This is a genomic window from Methylocystis sp. IM3 (genome assembly GCF_038070105.1).
Classification (GTDB): domain Bacteria; phylum Pseudomonadota; class Alphaproteobacteria; order Rhizobiales; family Beijerinckiaceae; genus Methylocystis.
The window spans coordinates 279,671-297,500 of sequence record NZ_JBBPBZ010000002.1 but is presented as its reverse complement, the minus strand read 5'-3'; the positions used below and the strand labels follow the sequence as shown (position 1 = coordinate 297,500).

The window sequence follows — 17,830 nt, the reverse complement described above, 5'->3', positions numbered from 1 at the left end:
TCTCGGCCGACAAGCGCGCGGTCGCATAATTCCAGAACGGATTCCGGACTGCCCTTGACCGCGGCGAGCCTCTCGCCGCCTGGTCCGCGATGCAGGGTGATCATGAACATCTGCCGCTCGGTCCGATAGGCGATGCGCTCGATCGGATGATTCTTGCGCAGACGCGCGACGTCGAGGCCGAGTCCCTGCGCGAAATCGAGAAGAGCGACTTCGGTTGCAGAGGACAAAGCGTCTCCTCCTTTCAGCGAGGCCTCGTTGCACAGCGCGACAATCTCGCCGAGTTTCATCAGCTCGGCCGGAGCGCCGTCGGCAAACCGGTCGCGACCGCCCTCGCCGAAGGAATAGGCGGCCCCTCCGCAGGCCGCTTCCGCCACCGACATGCGGTTGAAGGTCAGCGTGCCGGTCTTGTCCAGGCAGATGACCCGCACGGAGGCGAGCGTTTCGACGGCGTCGAGTCGGCGCACCAGGACGCGCTGCTTGCGCATCTCCCTGACGCCCAGCGCGAGAGTCGTCGTGGCGAGCGTCGGCAAGCCTTCCGGGACGGCGGCGACGGCGAGCGCGATGGCGTTCTTGAAGGTCGCGAACAGGCCATAGCCGCGCAACAGGCCGACCAGAAACACAAGGGCGCAGGCGCCTCCCGCCAGCAAGGTGAGCTGCCCGCCAAGGCGATCCAGTTGCGTCTGAAGCGGCGTCGCAGGAGCGGTCGCGGTTGCGATGAATCGCTGAACCTGGCCAATCTCCGTGTTCTGGCCCGTCGCGACGACGACGGCGAGGCCGCTGCCGCCCGTCACGATGGTCCCGCGATAGACGATGTTGGCGCGATCGGCCAGCGCAACGTCGCTGCTCTGCAGGGCTTCGGGCGATTTGCGGACGGGCGCGCTTTCGCCGGTCAAGGTCGCCTCATTGACCATCAGCCCCTGCGCCGCGACGACGCGGGCGTCGGCGGCGACGATCGAACCAGGCCTGAGATCCAGCACGTCGCCCGGCGCCGTGCTCTCGACGGCGACGATCTCCCGCCTGCCCTCCCGGAGCACCGCGACGCCGCCGTTCATCGGCTTGGACAGCGCGCGCACGGCGCGGTCGGCCTGCGCCTCGGTATAGTAGCCTATGCCGGCGTTCAGGGCGACGACGGAAAGGACGACGATCGCGTCGGCCGCGCCGCCCGTCATCGCCGATAGGGCTGCGGCGCCGATGAGAAGAGCCACTGGCAAGCTCTTGAACTGCTCGACGAGAATTTCCATGCGGTCTCTCGCCGGAATTGCTGGCAGAATATTTTCGCCGTAACGCCGCAGCCTTTGGCTGAGCGACCTCGACGAAAGTCCCCCCATGGAGCTTCGCAAGCGGCTCAGCGCCTGCTCCACAGGCAAAACGTGCCATGGCGTTTCATTGCGCCGGCCGGCCTCGGGGGCGAGCCGGCCGGACCCGGCGCGGGCAAGCGCCTTTTCGATGGCGTGAAGGATCGCCGCGATCTCCGCTTCGGCGTCGAACAGGACGAGAAGCGTCCCGGTCGCGGCGCTGCCGCTCGCCATTCTGATCGCTCGGGTCGCGGCCAGGGCGCTTTCGAGCGCACGCCTCAGACCTCGGTCGCCTTTCAGGCCGGGGACGCGCACCCTCAGCCTGCCGGGAACGGCGTCGTGAAGGACGATCACGCCGCTTCCGGCGCCGCGCTCATCCATTGGCGCCGCCTCAGCGCCGCGTCTCATCTGGCGTCCAGGCGCGGATCGCCTCGCCCGCGTACCAGAGCAGCGTGACGGCGGGCGCGAAGACGCGTCCGCGCGCAATCTGGACCATGGCGCTCACGAGGAGCGCAAGAACGATATAGGCGCGGGCGTCGATGCGCCCGGCGGAGAAGTTCAGCAGGCGCCGGTTGAGCGCCTGCATCTCGCGGCCCAATTCGCCAATCTGGCTCTCGGGCTCGGTGGAGAGGCGAAACGGTCCGCCCTCGTCGAGCTCCCTGATCAGCCGCGCGCTGTCGGGTCCGCAGATGAGAATGCTGGCGGTGACCGGATTGGCGTCGATCCGCGCCGCTGGAGCTCTTTCGGACAACATCCGCGCGGCCGCGCCGAAAAACGCCTTGTCGTGGCGACGCGCCGGCACCTTCAGGCGTAGCCGGGACGGCGTTTCGTGAACGACATAGGCCTGCGGAAGGTCAGCCATGCGCCTTCTTCTCCGACTCCATCGCGCCTTTCATCTCGAAAGGAACCACGTGCTCGTCGGCGAGATCTTCCGGCCGGGCGCCTTCTCCCTGCCTTTCGGCGTCCATCTCCGCCTGGACCTCGGCGACGATGTCCGTCATCGTTTCGGCCGCTTCGCCGACGACGCCGCGCAGACGGTCGTAGAGCCGCATCCCGCTCCTGACCGCGCGCTTCGCGGTCGGATGGACGCCGCCGCCCTGACGCTGCAACAAGGACGCCGCTGCGCCGCCCGCCGCGCCCGCCGCCAGGGCGAGAAAGAGATTCCGAGCCAGTCGCGCCATGATGTTGCTCCAATACGCTCGTCGGCCCGCCGCCATGCAGCTGACGGCCTCGTAAGGCTGCGTCACGAGATGGGGAGAAGTGATAGCGCCCGCGGGCGCCGCTTCAAGCGGCGCGGGAGACGCGCGCCCAGTCGGCCGGGAAGCAGCGCGCCTCGCGCGGGCCTTGAAGCGGTGCCGGCCTCGATCAGGTAGAGGGAGGCATGAACGCCAACCGCCCGAGCCCTCTTTTTCCCCTGACGCGGCGGACCCTGGCGACTGGCCTGCTCGCGCTCATGGCGGCGGTTTTCCTTGCGACCTTCGCTTTCGATCCTTCGAGCGTCTTGGCGCGCCTCGTTCGGGCGGCGGCGGAAGCGTCCCTCGTCGGCGGGATCGCCGACTGGTTCGCGGTGACGGCGCTGTTCCGCCGCCCGCTGGGCCTCCCGATTCCGCACACGGCCATCGTGCCGATGAACAAGGACCGCATCGGCCAGGGGCTCGCGACTTTCCTGGGCGAAAACTTTCTGTCTTCTGCGAGTCTCGCCTCGGCCATGCGCAACGCGGAACCGGCGCGCCGGCTCGGGGAATGGCTGAGCGTCGAGCCCAATGCGCGACGGGCGGCGGCGCGTCTCCTCGACATGGCGCCGAAACAGGAGGCGGGCGTTCTCGCCGCGCAGATCCTGCAGCCCGCCCTGCGACAGGCGGATTTGCGCCCCCTTCTCGAGATGGCGGCGGATGCGTTGAGCGCGACCGAACTCGACGCCGCCCTGCTCGACGACATTCTTCAGGCGGCGCGCTCCTTCCTCAGCCGGAAAGGGCGCCATCTCGACGAGGTCGCAGCGCGGCGCCGCCAGGGCCTGCTGCGCCGCAGCCTCGACCGGCAGGTCATGCGCGCCATTCTGGAAGGGTTGGAGCGCCTCCTCGGGGAGTTGAGCGACAAGAACAATCCGTCGCGTCAGACGCTGCTCGACACGGCGCAGGCCAGAATAAAGGCGGCTCTTCTCTCCGGGGACAGGGCCGGACGTCTGCGCGCCTGGGCGATCGAGGTGATGGAAGGCCCCCGCTTTAGCTCCTGGATCGCATCGCTCACGCTGAGTGGCGAGGGCGCAGGCGCGGAGCGCGTGACCGTGATGACGGGCGTGATGATGCGGCTCGGCGAACGCCTGCGCGCCGACGCATCGACCCAGCGGGACCTCGATGACATGTTCGCGATCGTCGGGGCCGAACTGCTGCAATTGAAGGAGGGGATCGTCGAACTGATTGCGAGGCTCGTCGCCGATTACGAGACGCAGGCCTTCTCCGAACTCATCGAGCGCGCCGTGGACAATGACCTGCAATTCATCAGGATCAATGGCGCGGTAATCGGGGGAGTCGTCGGGTGCCTGCTTTTCATCGTGAAATTGGCGATGGAATGACGCGTCAGGCGATCAGGCGGGCCAGCATAGAACCCGCGTCGCCGAGCATTCGCCGCAGCACGGCTTCGACGAGAGCCTGGGCCGCCATGTCGCCGGCCCTCGAGGCGAGCCCCTTGCTCGAGGCCGCCGGCGCCGCTGCGCCTTTCGGGCCGAGGCATCCCTGTCTGTCCAGCGCGGCCGTAAGGTCGTGGGGCGCGATGCGGCGCGGGTCGTAGCTTACCGTAAGGCTGCCGATCGCCGGAGACGTCGAAACGGCGGTCACGCCGGGAAGCGCGCGCAAGGCGTTCGCAGCGGCTTCCGCAGCCTGCCGGTTTCGCCGAATGCTCGCCAGTTCGACGCGGAGGCGACCGGGGACGTGGTGGAAATGCAGCAGCATGGCGGGTTTCATCCTTCGCCCCGCCGGTAGCCGGACCATTTGACGGTTTCATGTCGGTCCGGCCATGTCTCTGCAAAATCAGGGGTCGATGCAGTAGCAGGCGCCGCCGTCGAAATTGTTGAAGCCCTCGGGCGCGGCGGAGGCGGCGCCGGCGAAGCCCATGCTCAGCATGAAAGCCAGAGCGGCGATGATCGTGGTCATCCTGGTCATGATCGGCTCCTTCGGGTTTCCGTCTTTCGATGATCCTAAGCTAGCCCACGCCCGCCCTCGCGTAGGTGCGCCGGCGCACAGGGCAAAAGACCGTGACGCCCGACGCCGCCCGCCCCCGCTCCGGAACAAGGAAATTTCGACCGCGTTTGCAGGAATGGCCGAGGGGCTTTGCCAGACAAGGACCCGGATGAATCACATGACAAACTCGAAGATGCTCGCGGCGGCGCTCGCCGCAATCACGCTCGCCGGCGTCCTCTCGGTTTCGACCCCCGCTTCCGCCTGGGGAAGCTCGGGATGGGGCTCCGCCGGGTTCAGCCGCGATTGGGGCTCGGGCCCCAGATGGACAGATCGCTATTGGAGCGCCGACTATCCGGCGAGTTGCGGCTACTGGGACTCCGCTTACTCGGCTTATTACGGCTATCGAGGCCGCCGCTGCTGGCGATGACGCGCGCCTCATTCCCGCGCGCGAAGGTGCAACTGCGTCCATCGCGGTTACATCACCGGAACGAGCATTCGCGCCAGCGGAAGCTGTCGGGACGCGAAATTTTCAGTGCTTTTCGGATGATTTCGGACACTCTCGGAGTGTCGTATGGTGCCCAGGAGAGGACTCGAACCTCCACGGCTTTCACCACTGGTACCTGAAACCAGCGCGTCTACCAATTCCGCCACCTGGGCACGTGGGCGTCGTCATAGAGGCGCCGTCGGGGGTCTGTCAATCGCGGTCGCCATAAAAACTGCCGCTCCAGCCGGAAACGCATCAATTCTTCCCTTCCGCCGGGCGGCGCCGGATTTCCTTCGGGGCCAAATTTCGCTAGAGCACGGGCGACAAGTTCTGAAAAGCCGGCGCGGCCGGCGCGGCGAATGGAGCATGAGGCATGAGCGGCGTGAACGTGGGCGCGGGGCGCGTGGTGACGGTGTTCGGCGGATCGGGATTCGTCGGGCGCTATGTCGTTCGGGCGCTGGCCCGCGACGGCTGGCGCGTGCGAATCGCCTGCCGCCGGCCGGACCTCGCCTTCCATCTGCAACCGCAGGGACGGGTCGGGCAGGTCATGGCCGTCCAGGCCAATGTGCGTCACCCCGAATCGGTGGCGGCGGCGCTGCGCGGGGCCTCCGCGGTCGTGAATCTCGTGGGCATTCTGGCGGAAGGCGGCGCGCAGACTTTCTCCAAGGTCCAGTCCGAGGGCGCGCGCGCTATCGCCGAGGCGGCCAAGGCCGCGGGCATAGATACGGTCGTCCATGTTTCGGCGATCGGCGCCGATCCGAAGGGCGCTTCCGCCTATGCGCGCAGCAAGGCCGAGGGCGAAGCGGCGATGCTGGCGGCTGCGCCGTCGGCCGTCATCCTGCGCCCTTCCGTGATCTTCGGGCAGGAAGACGATTTCTTCAATCGTTTCGGCGCCATGGCCCGCTTCTTCCCTGTCATCCCGATCGTCGGGGCCGAGACGCGTTTCCAGCCGGTCTATGTCGGCGACGTGGCGGAGGCGGTCGCCGCGGCCGTGGCGGGGCGGGCGCAGCCGGGCGCAGTCTATGAACTCGGCGGGCCGGAAAAGAAGAGCTTCGCCGCATTGATCGATTACGTGCTCCAGGTGACCGAGCGCGACCGCCGCGTCGCCAGGCTCTCCTTCGCGACCGGAAAGCTCGTGGCGGGCGTCACCCAGTTCTTCACCAAGCTGTCGCTCGGCCTTTTCCCGAAGCTCTTGCGCATGACCGCCGATCAGGTTGAGCTGCTCAAGCACGACAATGTGGTGAGCGAGGCGGCGATTCGGGACGGACGCACCTTGCAGGGGCTCGGCGTTCAGCCGCAGGCGATCGAGGCGATCGCGCCCACCTATCTTTACCGCTACCGCAAGACGGGCCAGTATCAGGCGCAGCGCCTCGGGGCCTGAGCGCCTCCGCGCCGTGGTGGGATCAACGCCCCGCCCGGCGCTCCGGCGACAGCATCTTGTGGATGCGGGCCATGAAGGCGACGCCGAAGAGCGGCGTCAGCACATTGAGGCCCGGCGTCGCGACAAAGGCCGCGATGAACAGGCCGGCGAGAAAGAGCTGCGGCGCATGGCGCCGGCGCAGCTCGGTCGCCTCCCCGAGCGGGCGGAAGCGCGTCGCGGCGAAAAGGAAATATTCGCGCCCGAGCAGATAGGCGTTGGCGAAGAGGAAGGCCACGGCGTTGACGCCGGGCACGAGCAGCAGCAGCAAGGCCAGCAGGTTGACCGCCGCCGAGACGGCCGCAAATTTCGCACCCATCAGAATGGCCTGCGAGGCCGGGATCGGGCTGCCGCGGCGCCCCGCCGGATAGAGGTCCGCCTCGACCACATCGGCGAGATCGTCGAGGAAAAGGCCCGTGACCAGCACCGAAATCGGACCGATCAGAAACGCCAGCAGAATGAACAGGCCGACGCCCGTCGCATAGGTGAGCGCGACCTGAAGCCAGGGATGATTCACGGCGACATAGGACAGCGCGAGCTTGTCGAGGCCGACCCAGGCGAGCGCCAGAAAAAGCAGGGTCATTCCCAGGCTCTTGAAGAGCACGTTGCGAAACGGCGGCGAGAGGATCTCGCGCAGGGCCGCCAGCGCGGCGTCGAACATGAATGTCATCTGGCTGTCTCGAAGGGCCGCCCCAAGGCGGCCGCCGGTAGATGGCGATGCAGCGGCGCCGACGCAAGGGCCGGCGGCGCAAGCGGCGGCGTCAGGCCCAGCGCCGAAGGGCGTGCGCCAGAAGCGCGTAGGCGATCCACAGAAAGCCGACCGACGAGACGGTGAAGCTCAGCGCGGTATAGACGCGCCAGAATTTCTTCTCCCAGAACTTGGGATCGAAGGCCGCGATCGTGAAGACGGTCGGATTGGAGAAGCCGCCAATGGCGACGCACCAGCAGGCGATGACCGGCAATTCGACGCCCGAACCGTAAAAGCCGATCCCGAACAGGGCCATCAGCGCATAATCGACATGCGCCCGGATCATCGTCTTGTAGTCGACGACAAAGGCGTCGACGGCCTTGATCGGAAACCATTTGGCGAGCGTCATCAGCCAGGCCGTGACGATGAGGGCGAAGATGCAGGCGCTCGCGCCGATGAGAAGGACTTCCATCCCGCTTTTCCTTTGTTTCCTCGTTGCGGAATGGGCCTCCTAGCGGAAGCGGCGCATCCTGTCTTTGGGAAATTGCAACGGTTTTGGGAACGCGCGCCGCGACGCCCCAAAGGCCCGGCGCTTCGTTCGAAGCGGCCGGGGGAATTTCTTCCGGACGCGCGCTTACGCCGACGACGCCGACTTGGCGACGTCTCTCTGGGCGAAGCCCAGGCGGATGTTGAGCTCGTGCAGAAGTTGCTCTGCGGCCGCCGGAATGTTCGTGCCGGGCGGGAAGATCGCGGCGGCGCCGGCGTCGTAGAGGGCCTGGAAGTCGTCGGGCGGAATCACGCCGCCGACGACCATCATGATGTCGTCGCGCCCGACACGCGCCAAAGCGTCGCGCAATTCCGGCGTCAGCGTCAGATGGCCGGCGGTCATGGTGGAGACGCCGACGATATGCACGTCGGCCTCCTTCGCCCTCTCGGCCACTTCGTCGGGCGTCGCGAAGAGATCGCCGATCACGACGTCGAAGCCCATGTCGGCGAAGGCGGAGGCGATCACCTTCTGCCCGCGGTCGTGGCCGTCCTGCCCCATCTTGGCGACGAGGATGCGCGGCTTGCGGCCGGTGTTTTCCTCGAAGTCGCGGGTCATGCCGACGACGCGGCCGATCTGGGCGCTCTCCTTGCCGGCCTCGCGCGCATAGACGCCCGAAATGACATTGGCCTTCGGCTTGTGGCGCGTGAACACTTTTTCGAGCGCGAAGGAAATTTCGCCGACGCTCGCCTTGGCGCGCGCCGCCTTCACGGCGAGATCGAGGAGATTGGCGCCCGATGTCGCGCCCTCGGTCAAGGCGTCGAGCGCGGCCTGGGCGCGAGCCTCGTCGCGCTCGCCCTTGAGGCGCTTCAGCTTGTCGAGCTGCGCCGCGCGCACGGCCGCATTGTCGACCTTGAGCACATTCGGCTTGGCGTCGTTTTCCGGGCGATATTTGTTCACGCCGACGACGACCTGCGCGCCGCTGTCGATGCGCGCCTGCGTCTTGGCCGCGGCCTCCTCGATGCGCTGCTTGGGCACGCCCGCCGCAATGGCCTTGGCCATGCCGCCGAGCTTCTCGATCTCCTCGATATGGCTCCAGGCCTTCTTGGCGAGTTCGGCGGTGAGGCGCTCGACGTAATAGGAGCCGCCCCAGGGGTCGATGACGCGCGTCGTGCCGCTTTCCTGCTGGAGCACGATCTGGGTGTTGCGGGCGATGCGCGCGGAGAAATCCGTCGGCAGGGCGAGCGCCTCGTCCAGCGCATTGGTGTGCAGCGACTGCGTATGTCCCTGCGTCGCGGCCATCGCCTCGATGCAGGTGCGGATCGAATTCACATAAACGTCCTGCGCCGTGAGCGACCAGCCCGAGGTCTGGCAATGGGTGCGCAGCGTCAGGCTCTTTTCGGACTTGGCGCCGAGATCCTTCATCAGCCGCGCCCACAATAGACGGGCGGCGCGCAGCTTCGCGACCTCCATGAAGAAGTTCATGCCGATGGCGAAGAAGAAGGAGAGGCGCGGCGCAAAGGCGTCGATGTCGAGGCCCGCCGCGACGCCGGCGCGGACATATTCAACGCCGTCGGCGAGCGTATAGCCGAGCTCGAGATCGGCCGAGGCGCCCGCCTCCTGCATGTGATAGCCGGAGATCGAAATCGAGTTGAACTTCGGCATGTGCTTGCTCGTATAGCCGAAGATGTCCGACACGATCCGCATGGAGGGCTCCGGCGGATAGATGTAGGTGTTGCGCACCATGAATTCTTTGAGAATGTCGTTCTGGATGGTGCCGGTGAGCTTGTCGGCCGAGACGCCCTGCTCTTCCGCCGCGACGATGAAGAGCGCGAGCACGGGCAGAACCGCGCCGTTCATGGTCATGGACACGGACATCTGATCGAGCGGAATGCCGTCAAAGAGCGTGCGCATGTCGTAGATCGAGTCGATCGCGACGCCCGCCATGCCCACGTCGCCCATGACGCGCGGATGGTCGGAGTCGTAGCCGCGATGCGTGGCGAGGTCGAAGGCGACCGAGAGGCCCTTCTGGCCCGCGGCGAGATTGCGACGATAGAAGGCGTTGGAGTCCTCCGCCGTGGAGAAGCCGGCGTATTGCCGGATCGTCCAGGGTTGGGCGACATACATTGTCGGATAGGGTCCGCGCACGAAGGGCGCGGCGCCGGGGAAGCCGTCGACGAAGGAAAGGCCCTCCACGTCCTGCGCCCCATAGGCGTTCTTCACCTCGATCCCCTCGGGCGTCAGCCAATTGCGCGGCGGCGCCTCCTGCGCGGCGGAGACGGGAGCGAAGGGGATTTTGGTGAAATCGGGGATCGCGGACATTTTACCCTCGGCGGTTTTCAGCCCTCTCATAGACGAGAGGCGGCGCGGGCGCAAAGCCGGCGGGCCTCTCCTTTCAGCTGCCAAGACCGCCTCAAGCTGAGAAGCCCGCCTGAAGCGTTACCGCTTCTGGATCGCCGCGAGATAGGCGAGCAGCGCCTCGACCTCTCCGGTATCGAAGCGGAACTGCGGCATGTCGAGCCCCTCGTGGCCGACCACGATTCCCTCGCCCAGCGCCTCCTCGAGATTGGCCAGCGGATATTTGCGCGAGAGAGTGCGAAAGGGCGGGGATTTGGGGTTGGGGCTCGCCCCGGCCCGGCCGACGGCGTGGCAGGAGCCGCAATTGTTCCGCGCGATCGCCTCGCCCCGTTTCAGCAGGGCCTGTGACGCGCTCGCCGCCGCCAGCGCCCCTCCGCCAGCGGCGAGCGCGAAAGTCGAGCACACAAAAGCCCCGCACGCCATCGATCGGACGAATCGCAACATGAGGCCGAAGTCTAGTCCCGGCTCCGGCCTCTGTCGAACCGCCCTATTGCCGGACGACGAGAACCGAACATTTGGCGTGGCGCACGATGGTCTTGGCGTTGGAGCCGAGCAGATAGGTCGCCATGGTCGGGCGATGCGACCCGATGACGATCAGGTCGGCGTCCCAATCCTCGGCTTCCGCCAGCACTTCGGGATAGACGGCGCCGAAGCGGACCGTCGAGGACACGCGATCATGCGGCAGATCGACCGTGCCGGCGAGCGTCGCGAGGTCCCTCTCGGCCGCGTCGCGCATCTCCTCGTCGAAAGTCGGCGGGATGTAGTCGACGAAGGCCACCGGCACGAGAGGCTGCACATTGATGAGCCGCAGGCTCGCCTCGGAGCCCGTCTTGGCCAGCGCAAGGGCGGCGCCGAGCGCAAGTTTCGTCATGTCCGATTCGCTCAGATCAACGGGCACCAGGATTTTCTTGTACATGGACGCCTCCCTGCAACGCCTTTGGTCGCGTTATCCCTACATCAAATAGGCGTTTTCCGCCCCGCCCGCGAGCGGACATGGGACAGACAAGCCTGCAAGCGGCCTCGTAAAGCCGCCTCTCGGGAGGAGAATAGCGCAAGGAGAATTCTATTGCTTGCGGGTGAGCCGACTGACCGCGTCTTTTGTCGCGAGGAAGGTTTCGAGCGACTGGGCGCGCTTCGAGGTCGCCCGCGACACGGCGCTCTTGATATCTTCCACCGAATAGGGCTTCGGGACGATCAGAACCGGCTCCAGCTCACCGGTCTGGAGCCATTGCGGAACCGCCGTGACGAAGATCACCGCCGCGTCGATGGTCCTGAGCATCTCGTCGACCGCGACGATGCCGGAGCTGCCGTCCGCGAGCTTCACATCCGCGACGACGACCGCCGGGCGCGTCTTCAGCGCCAGCGACAGCGCCTCCTCATGCGTCCGCGCCGGGCCGATCACGCGATGGCCCAGATCGCTGACGATCAGCTCGATGTCCTTGGCGATGATCGATTCATCCTCGATCACCAGCACGTCCAGCGCGCGCCTCTGCCGCTTGGCCCGGGGGGATTGGGCGGTCTCCGGCGCCTGCGCGTCTTCCGAAGGGAGGTTCACGATCTGCCTCTTCCCTTGCAGCGCGCCCCGCGCCTCTTCCGGATCGTCCCGCGGATCGTCCCGGCGGATGCTGCGCCCTGTCGGCGCGGCCATGGCTGCAATGCTGTTTAACGCGCCCATTCTCGTAGCGTTCCGGCGGCTGGGCTTTTTCTTCAATGGCTTGGGCGCGGCCGTTGCGTCATTTTGTCTCACCTCGGGCCGCCCAAACTGAGCGAGTATTCATTGATCGAGCCCGGAGCGGCCAATAGGGTGACTGCCGTCAGCCCTCCCCTAAGCTGACTCGCCCTCCTCGGGCGTTCTCCCCCGACTTGGGCTGCTGGCGACAGCAGCCCTTTTTCTTTGCCCGCGGCGTCTCGCCCTCTCAGACGAAGGGCTTGAGCGCCGTCACGAGCTTCACGAGACGGCGAATCTCGCGCTGACAGAATTGCTCATATTCCTGTCGGATGACGGGGACGTTATGACGAACCGCCGGCTGCCATTTGTCGGAACCGACTTTTTCGAGCAGGCCGCGGCCTTGCAGCGCAATCAGCTTGCGGCGGACCGTCTCGCGGGGGATGCCGGTGAATTCCGCAATCCGGGAGAGCGTGGGCGGCGCAGTCCATTGCCCGTCGAGATCGTCCTCGCCGCGCCCGCGCTCTTCGCGCAGATAATAGCGCGCCACGAAGATGAAGACGAGCAGCTCGTCGAGATCGCCGTGGAACATCTTCCGGAAGTCGACGAGCTGCGCCACGAGAAATTCGATGAATTCGTGCTGGAAGAGGACATAGTGCTCCTGCACGATCGTGTCGGGGACGAGCCTCGTGTCCTGGGACATGCCGCTTCCCTGTTCTCGTGAGGGCGCCGCCTGGAAACGCGCTCAGACTACGCAATTCGCGGACGCCGCGCCAGCAAAAGGCGCGATCGTGGCTACACCCCCTTGGTGAGAAATTTTCGCGCCTGCGGGCGGGGCCGGCCCTTCTGCGTCACGCGGCGGCCCTCGCCGGCCCGGCCGGTGCCGGCCGGCTGCCAGGCCGGCACGAGATGGCGCTTGCCCGGCCCGATGAGATCGGCGCGGCCCATCGCTTTCAGGGCGTCGCGCAGAACCGGCCAGTTCTCGGGATCGTGATAGCGCAGGAAAGCCTTGTGCAGACGCCGCTGGCGCAGGCCCTTGACGGACTCGACCGGCTCCGAGGCGCCGCGCCGCACGGGCTTCAGGGGATTGAAGCCGCTGTGATACATGGCGGTCGCCAGCGCCATCGGCGAGGGCAGATAGGTCTGGACCTGGTCGGCGCGGTAATTGTTGCGCTTGAGCCAGAGCGCCAGATTCATCATGTCCTCGTCCGTCGTCCCCGGATGCGCCGCGATGAAATAGGGGATCAGGAAGTAATCCTTCCCCGCCGCCCGCGCGGCCGTGTCGAAGAGCTGCTTGAAGCGGTCGTAGGAGCCGATGCCCGGCTTCATCATCTTGGAGAGCGGCCCCTCCTCCGTATGTTCAGGGGCGATCTTGAGATAGCCGCCGACATGGTGCTCGACGAGTTCGCGCACATAGGCCGGGCTTCTCACCGCGAGATCGTAGCGCACGCCCGAGGCCACCATCACCTTCTTGACGCCGGGGATCGCCCGCGCCTTGCGATAGAGCTGAATGAGCGCCTCGTGGCTCGTATTCAGATTCTTGCAGATGTCGGGATAGACGCAGGACGGCCGCCGGCAGAGCGCCTCCGTCTCCGGGTCCTTGCAGGCCATGCGATACATGTTCGCCGTCGGGCCGCCGATATCCGAGATGACGCCCGTGAAGCCCTCGGTCTTGTCCCGGATCGTCTCGATCTCGCGCAGGATCGAACCTTCCGAGCGCGACTGGATGATGCGCCCCTCGTGCTCGGTGATCGAGCAGAAGGAGCAGCCGCCGAAACAGCCGCGCATGATCGTGACGGAATGGCGGATCATCTCCCAGGCGGGGATTTTCGCCCCCTCATAGGCGGGATGCGGCGCCCGCGCGAAGGGCAGCTCATAGACCGCGTCCATCTCCGGCATGGTGAGGGGAATCGGCGGCGCGGTGAGCCAGACGTCCTTGTCGCCGTGACGCTGCGTGAGCGGGCGGGCGTTGCCGGGATTGCTCTCCTTGTGCAGCACGCGTGAGGCCCGCGCATAGGCCTCGGGATCGACGCGCGCCTGCTCGAAGGACGGCAGGCGAATGACGATCCTTTCGGCGTCCTCGCCCTCGGCCCGGCGGCGTCGGCCTTCGCCCGAATCGTCGAGATCGTCGGCCGCGGCCTCGGCCCAGCCCTCGGGCGTCGCGTCGCGCAGCAGCGCGAGGCCGCGAATGTCCGAGAAGTCCTGATCCAGCCCGCGCTTCGCCAGGCGATGCGCGACCTCGACGAGCGCCCGCTCGGCGTTGCCGTAAAGGAGCAGGTCCGCCTTGGCGTCGAGCAGGATGGAGCGGCGCACCTTGTCCGACCAGTAATCGTAATGGGCGATGCGGCGCAGCGAGGCTTCAATGCCGCCGAGCACGATCGGCGCGTCGGGATAGGCCTCGCGCGCGCGCTGGGCGTAGACGATGACGGCGCGGTCCGGCCTTTTGCCGCCCTCGCCGCCCGGCGTGTAGGAATCATTGTGGCGCAGGCGGCGGTCCGAGGTGTAGCGATTCACCATCGAATCCATGTTGCCGCTGGTGACGCCGAAGAAGAGGTTGGGCCGCCCGAGCGCCCGGAAGGCGGAGGCGTCGCGCCAGTCGGGCTGGGCGATGATGCCCACGCGAAAGCCCTGCGCCTCCAGCAGCCGGCCGATGATCGCCATGCCGAAGCTCGGATGGTCGATATAGGCGTCGCCCGTGACGAGGATCACGTCGCAGGAATCCCATCCCAGCGCCTCCATCTCCGCGCGCGACATGGGCAGAAAGGGGGCGACGCCGAAGCGGCGCGCCCAGAACTTGCGATAGGAGAAAAGCGGCTTCGCGCCCTGCGTCTCGAGAGTGGCCATGGCCCAAGGGGTTTTCGTGGTTTTCGTGTTTTCGTGGAGGTTGCGTCCGGCCGCGCCGGACCATTGCCCAAATCCTACCACAGGCCGCGCGCCGGACGAACCTCCGTTCGGAGCCTCTATTGAACAGGCGGCGACGCCTGGGGTAGGGAGCGTCATGCACGACTCTCGCCGCCTTCAGGCTGTCACGACGCCCATCATCCCCGTGATCGCCGATCTGATCCGGGCCAATCCGGGCACGATTTCGCTCGGCCAGGGCGTGGTCAATTACGCTCCGCCGCCAGAAGCCGCCGCCGGGATCGCGCGCTTTCTGGCCGAGCCCGAGAACAACAAATATCAGGGCGCCTCCGGCCTGCCCGCGCTGCTCGAGGCGCTGTCCGAGAAGCTCGCGACGGAAAACGGCGTCGCCGTCGGCCCCGGACACGGAAACCGGCTCATGGTCACGGCCGGCGGCAATCAGGCGTTTTTCAACGTCGCGCTCGCCATTCTCGATCCCGGCGACGAGGTCATCCTTCCCGTCCCCTATTATTTCAATCACGAGATGGCCATCGTCATGGCCAATGCGCGTCCCGTGCTGGTCGCGACCGACCGCAATCACCAGCTCGACATCGAGGCCATCCGCGCCGCCATCACGCCGCGCACGCGCGCAATCGTCACCGTCTCTCCCAACAATCCCACCGGCGCCGTCTATCCCGCGGACGCGCTGCGCGAAGTCAATGCGCTTTGCGCGGAGCGCGGCCTCTTCCATGTGAGCGACGAGGCCTATGAATATTTCACCTATGACGGCGCAAAGCCCTTCTCGCCGGCCTCGATCGACGGCGCCGCCGCGCATACGATTTCGCTCTATTCCATGTCAAAGGCCTATGGCTTCGCCAGCTGGCGGATCGGCTGGATGGCCTTCCCCGAAACGCTCGAACCGGCGCTGCGAAAGATACAGGACACGGTGATCATCTGCCCGCCGGTCGTCTCCCAATACGCCGCCCTCGGCGCGCTGCGCGCCGGACGCGCCTTCGTGCAGGCGCAGGTGGAAGAGCTTGCGCAGACGCGCGCCAAAGTGAAGCGCGAACTTTCGCGCCTCGCAGAGGATGGCCTCGCCGAGGTTCCCGATGCGGCGGGCGCCCTCTATTTCCTGCTGCGCCTGAAGTCGGACCTGGCGCCGCTCGATTACGCCACCCGCCTCATCCGTGAGCACCGCGTCGCCGTCATACCGGGCGACGCCTTTGGCCTGACGCAGGGCTGTCATTTGCGCGTCGCTTACGGCGCCTTGCAGCCGGCCACGGCCACAGAGGGCGTCGGCCGGCTGGTCATGGGCGTCAGGGCGCTCGCCGGCTGAAAGGCCGGAACCGGGCTCCCCTTCGCAGGTTGAAGCGCGAAACGGAACGGAGAGGATCATGCGCCCGCGCGCTGCGGTTCTGACGCTCGCTGCTTTCTGCCTCGTCGCCGGGGCGGCCTTTGCGGCCGGGACGCCGCCGAACGAACGCCCCGGCGGCGAAAACGGCAAGTCGGGGAAATCGCTCAGCGAGAAGCTCGACAAGGGAAAAGGCGTCATCAGGCCCGCCCCTGGCGTCGATCCGAACATTGTGAGGCCTGCGCCGGAGTTGCCTCCGCAATCCATGCCGGTGATTCCACCGCCCGCGCCTCAGGCCAAATGACGCGTGCGCAATCGCACGGCGCCGAGCCTGCGCCCGTCCTATCCTTCCCTCATCGAAACAGGGAAATGAAGGGAACAGGACAATGACCAGGCTCTTTGGCGTTTTGATTGGCGCGTCGGTCTTCCTCGCGGTCGGCGTCGGTCTCGCCCATGCGGCGATCTGCTACAGCTGTTTCTGATGCCGCGGGGCCGTGCAAAAGCGGGGTCAGACGTGCTCTCTCAGCGCGCGGACCAGTTTCACGAGTCTGCGAATCACGCGCTGCCAGACGGCCTCATATCTCGATCTGATGACCGGGCGGGCGTCGACGACGGTGAGCCGCCAGCCGTCATCCGGGGCCCTCTCCAGGAGGCCTCGGCTTTCGAGCATGCTCAGCTTTCTGCGCGCGGTTTCCCGCGGGATCGTCGTGATGAGGGAGATTCGCGACAGGGTCAGCGGGTGATGCGGATGATGTGGCTGCGGGCCGTCCTCCGCCCCGGCGCTGATCCGCTCGTCCCGCAGATAATAGCGAGAAATCGAGATGAAGATCAGGAGAGCGTCGAGATCCCCTTCGAAGATCGCCCGCATGTCGACGAGATGGGCGAAGAGAAACTCCAACAGCTCGTGCTGAAACTTGACGTAGTTTTCCTCGGCGACAGTCTGAGGAATATCCAGCCTCTCATCCATCCTTTCGGGCCCTTGGCGTTCGACGCCTTCCCTCGGTCGATCACGACCCTTTAGCGCAGAGCGCGAGCGGAAAGCTTCAATACGAGTATAAATAAGCCAAGCGCGGCGCGCTGACTAAAAAACAGGATTCCGCGTCAAAGTATGGGCGCGATCGTAAACACCGCCCCGGCGGGGTATCAGGCAGGCGGGGACGGACTCACATCCAGGCGCGGCCGTAATGGCGGTCGATGGGCGCGCGATGTCCAACCCGATAGCTCTTGTTCGCCTCGTGGCGCCCATAGGCGCAGCCGGCGATGGCGCCGAGAACGCCGTGATGGCCCGCATAATGGCCAAGGACGCCGCCGACGATCGCGCCTTTCACGCAACCCTTGGCGAAAGCCGCCCCGTTCGGCGCCAGAAGACAGAGCGACAAGGACAGGCATACGGCAATTTTCTTCATTTTCGTTTTCCTCGCGGCGGTAAGCGAACCTGCGAGAGAAAGCTTTGTTCCCGCACAGGCGCCAGGCGCGGGACGTCGGAGCCTCGCGAAAAGGCTTCAGCCTCCCTATATATGAGAGGCTTCCGTTCCAGCTTCGACGACCCGATGAGACGATTGCTTCCCCTGCTCTGTGTCCTCCTGCCTCTACAGGCGCCGCCGGCTTTTTCGCGAACGCCTCATGGGGCCGTCCATGCGGATGGAGCAATGTGCGCCTATGAATCGCAAAGGGCGGTGGCCCGGCGTCATGGCCTGTCCGAGCGAGAATCGGGCTCCGTCGCCTTGCGGATCTACGCTAATCCGCATCTGAGCCTCGAGGCGGACAATGCGTTCGACGCCTGTATCAGGCGGCGATCCCGATAGCGTCGATCCACGCTCCTTCGGCGCCGCCGCGGCGAACCCTCCCGTTTTCGAGAGCCCTATCGGCCGAATTGCCTGGGAGGGAGGACGAAGAGAGCGGAGCCTGCTACGACGCGAAAGTTCTGGAGGGCCTGGATTTCACTTTCATCGAAGCCTATGGCCTCAATGATCACGCCGTCGTGCTGCAGCAGGAACGCGCACAAGACGGGGATCGCCGTCGCGTCGCTCTGGCAGAAAGAAAGCGTCCTTCGTTCCTGGTTTTCGGGAAAAT

The 17,830-nt window shown here is 66.2% G+C and carries 20 protein-coding genes and 1 tRNA gene (1 of these 21 only partly in view); 5 read left to right on the top strand and 16 right to left on the bottom strand.

Features of this window, described 5'->3' with window-relative positions:
- The 3 genes in view from WOC76_RS03190 to WOC76_RS03180 are tightly spaced (at most 10 nt apart) and all read right to left on the bottom strand, a layout consistent with a single transcriptional unit that may run on beyond the window.
- A protein-coding gene (locus WOC76_RS03190) for a cation-translocating P-type ATPase (RefSeq protein WP_341103918.1) crosses the window boundary here: on the bottom strand, positions 1-1,676 show its 5' portion. The gene continues 1,285 nt to the left of window position 1, outside the view; the window shows 1,676 of its 2,961 coding nt (coding positions 1-1,676); the start codon lies at positions 1,674-1,676; its stop codon lies off the left edge, out of view.
- A 10-nt stretch (positions 1,677-1,686) separates the two neighbouring features.
- Complete coding sequence (locus tag WOC76_RS03185; protein WP_341103919.1) at positions 1,687-2,157, bottom strand: hypothetical protein; 471 nt, start codon at positions 2,155-2,157, stop codon at positions 1,687-1,689.
- The gene (locus WOC76_RS03180; RefSeq protein WP_341103920.1) at positions 2,150-2,476 is read right to left on the bottom strand and encodes a DUF5132 domain-containing protein; all 327 of its coding nucleotides are present in this window, start codon (positions 2,474-2,476) and stop codon (positions 2,150-2,152) included. The genes WOC76_RS03185 and WOC76_RS03180 overlap by 8 nt, the downstream gene beginning before the upstream one ends.
- A 200-nt stretch (positions 2,477-2,676) precedes the next feature.
- Between WOC76_RS03180 and WOC76_RS03175 the strand changes: the two genes are divergently transcribed.
- The gene (locus WOC76_RS03175) at positions 2,677-3,867 is read left to right on the top strand and encodes a DUF445 domain-containing protein (protein WP_341389609.1); all 1,191 of its coding nucleotides are present in this window, start codon (positions 2,677-2,679) and stop codon (positions 3,865-3,867) included.
- Positions 3,868-3,871: 4 nt separating this feature from the next.
- On the opposite strand, the gene WOC76_RS03170 is transcribed toward WOC76_RS03175, so the two are convergent.
- Positions 3,872-4,255, bottom strand: a complete 384-nt coding sequence (locus WOC76_RS03170; RefSeq protein ID WP_341103923.1) for an HMA2 domain-containing protein — start codon at positions 4,253-4,255, stop codon at positions 3,872-3,874.
- Positions 4,256-4,321: 66 nt separating this feature from the next.
- On the bottom strand, positions 4,322-4,453 hold the full coding sequence (locus WOC76_RS03165; protein WP_341103924.1) for a hypothetical protein: 132 nt from the start codon (positions 4,451-4,453) through the stop codon (positions 4,322-4,324).
- Positions 4,454-4,649: 196 nt separating this feature from the next.
- On the opposite strand from WOC76_RS03165, the gene WOC76_RS03160 reads away from it, so the two are divergent.
- Positions 4,650-4,898: a hypothetical protein gene (locus WOC76_RS03160; protein WP_341103926.1), complete on the top strand. Its 249-nt coding sequence runs from the start codon at positions 4,650-4,652 to the stop codon at positions 4,896-4,898.
- A gap of 145 nt (positions 4,899-5,043) precedes the next feature.
- On the opposite strand, the gene WOC76_RS03155 is transcribed toward WOC76_RS03160, so the two are convergent.
- Positions 5,044-5,128: transfer RNA gene (locus WOC76_RS03155), tRNA-Leu, on the bottom strand.
- 200 nt (positions 5,129-5,328) lie between these two features.
- Between WOC76_RS03155 and WOC76_RS03150 the strand changes: the two genes are divergently transcribed.
- A complete protein-coding gene (locus WOC76_RS03150; RefSeq protein WP_341103928.1) occupies positions 5,329-6,336 on the top strand; it encodes a complex I NDUFA9 subunit family protein in 1,008 nt (335 codons plus the stop codon).
- 22 nt (positions 6,337-6,358) lie between these two features.
- Here the strand turns inward: WOC76_RS03150 and WOC76_RS03145 are convergent, their stop codons facing one another.
- The 8 genes from WOC76_RS03145 to WOC76_RS03110 all read right to left on the bottom strand — a co-directional run bounded on the left by WOC76_RS03145 (position 6,359) and on the right by WOC76_RS03110 (position 14,412).
- The gene (locus WOC76_RS03145; RefSeq protein WP_341103930.1) at positions 6,359-7,042 is read right to left on the bottom strand and encodes a sulfate transporter family protein; all 684 of its coding nucleotides are present in this window, start codon (positions 7,040-7,042) and stop codon (positions 6,359-6,361) included.
- A gap of 91 nt (positions 7,043-7,133) precedes the next feature.
- Positions 7,134-7,532: a hypothetical protein gene (locus tag WOC76_RS03140; RefSeq protein WP_341103932.1), complete on the bottom strand. Its 399-nt coding sequence runs from the start codon at positions 7,530-7,532 to the stop codon at positions 7,134-7,136.
- Between the two features lie 162 nt (positions 7,533-7,694).
- Complete coding sequence (gene scpA, locus WOC76_RS03135) at positions 7,695-9,866, bottom strand: methylmalonyl-CoA mutase (RefSeq protein ID WP_341103933.1); 2,172 nt, start codon at positions 9,864-9,866, stop codon at positions 7,695-7,697.
- A 117-nt stretch (positions 9,867-9,983) separates the two neighbouring features.
- The gene (locus tag WOC76_RS03130; protein WP_341103935.1) at positions 9,984-10,307 is read right to left on the bottom strand and encodes a c-type cytochrome; all 324 of its coding nucleotides are present in this window, start codon (positions 10,305-10,307) and stop codon (positions 9,984-9,986) included.
- 82 nt (positions 10,308-10,389) lie between these two features.
- On the bottom strand, positions 10,390-10,818 hold the full coding sequence (locus tag WOC76_RS03125; protein ID WP_341103937.1) for a universal stress protein: 429 nt from the start codon (positions 10,816-10,818) through the stop codon (positions 10,390-10,392).
- Positions 10,819-10,965: 147 nt separating this feature from the next.
- Positions 10,966-11,577 carry a response regulator gene (locus WOC76_RS03120; RefSeq protein ID WP_341103940.1) on the bottom strand — a complete coding sequence of 204 codons (612 nt, stop codon included), beginning with the start codon at positions 11,575-11,577 and terminating at the stop codon, positions 10,966-10,968.
- Positions 11,578-11,818: 241 nt separating this feature from the next.
- Positions 11,819-12,271, bottom strand: coding sequence for a helix-turn-helix domain-containing protein (locus tag WOC76_RS03115; RefSeq protein WP_341103941.1), 453 nt, complete (start codon positions 12,269-12,271; stop codon positions 11,819-11,821).
- A 92-nt stretch (positions 12,272-12,363) separates the two neighbouring features.
- Positions 12,364-14,412, bottom strand: coding sequence for a YgiQ family radical SAM protein (locus WOC76_RS03110; RefSeq protein WP_445730596.1), 2,049 nt, complete (start codon positions 14,410-14,412; stop codon positions 12,364-12,366).
- A gap of 154 nt (positions 14,413-14,566) precedes the next feature.
- On the opposite strand from WOC76_RS03110, the gene WOC76_RS03105 reads away from it, so the two are divergent.
- A complete protein-coding gene (locus WOC76_RS03105; protein WP_341103943.1) occupies positions 14,567-15,742 on the top strand; it encodes a pyridoxal phosphate-dependent aminotransferase in 1,176 nt (391 codons plus the stop codon).
- A gap of 58 nt (positions 15,743-15,800) precedes the next feature.
- Positions 15,801-16,061, top strand: coding sequence for a hypothetical protein (locus WOC76_RS03100; protein ID WP_341103944.1), 261 nt, complete (start codon positions 15,801-15,803; stop codon positions 16,059-16,061).
- 204 nt (positions 16,062-16,265) lie between these two features.
- Here the strand turns inward: WOC76_RS03100 and WOC76_RS03095 are convergent, their stop codons facing one another.
- Together WOC76_RS03095 and WOC76_RS03090 are read right to left on the bottom strand one after the other, a co-directional pair.
- The gene (locus WOC76_RS03095; protein ID WP_341103945.1) at positions 16,266-16,724 is read right to left on the bottom strand and encodes a hypothetical protein; all 459 of its coding nucleotides are present in this window, start codon (positions 16,722-16,724) and stop codon (positions 16,266-16,268) included.
- A gap of 196 nt (positions 16,725-16,920) precedes the next feature.
- Positions 16,921-17,163 (bottom strand): hypothetical protein, encoded by a 243-nt coding sequence (locus WOC76_RS03090; RefSeq protein ID WP_341103946.1) that lies wholly within the window; start codon positions 17,161-17,163, stop codon positions 16,921-16,923.
- Positions 17,164-17,830: the final 667 nt, after the last annotated feature.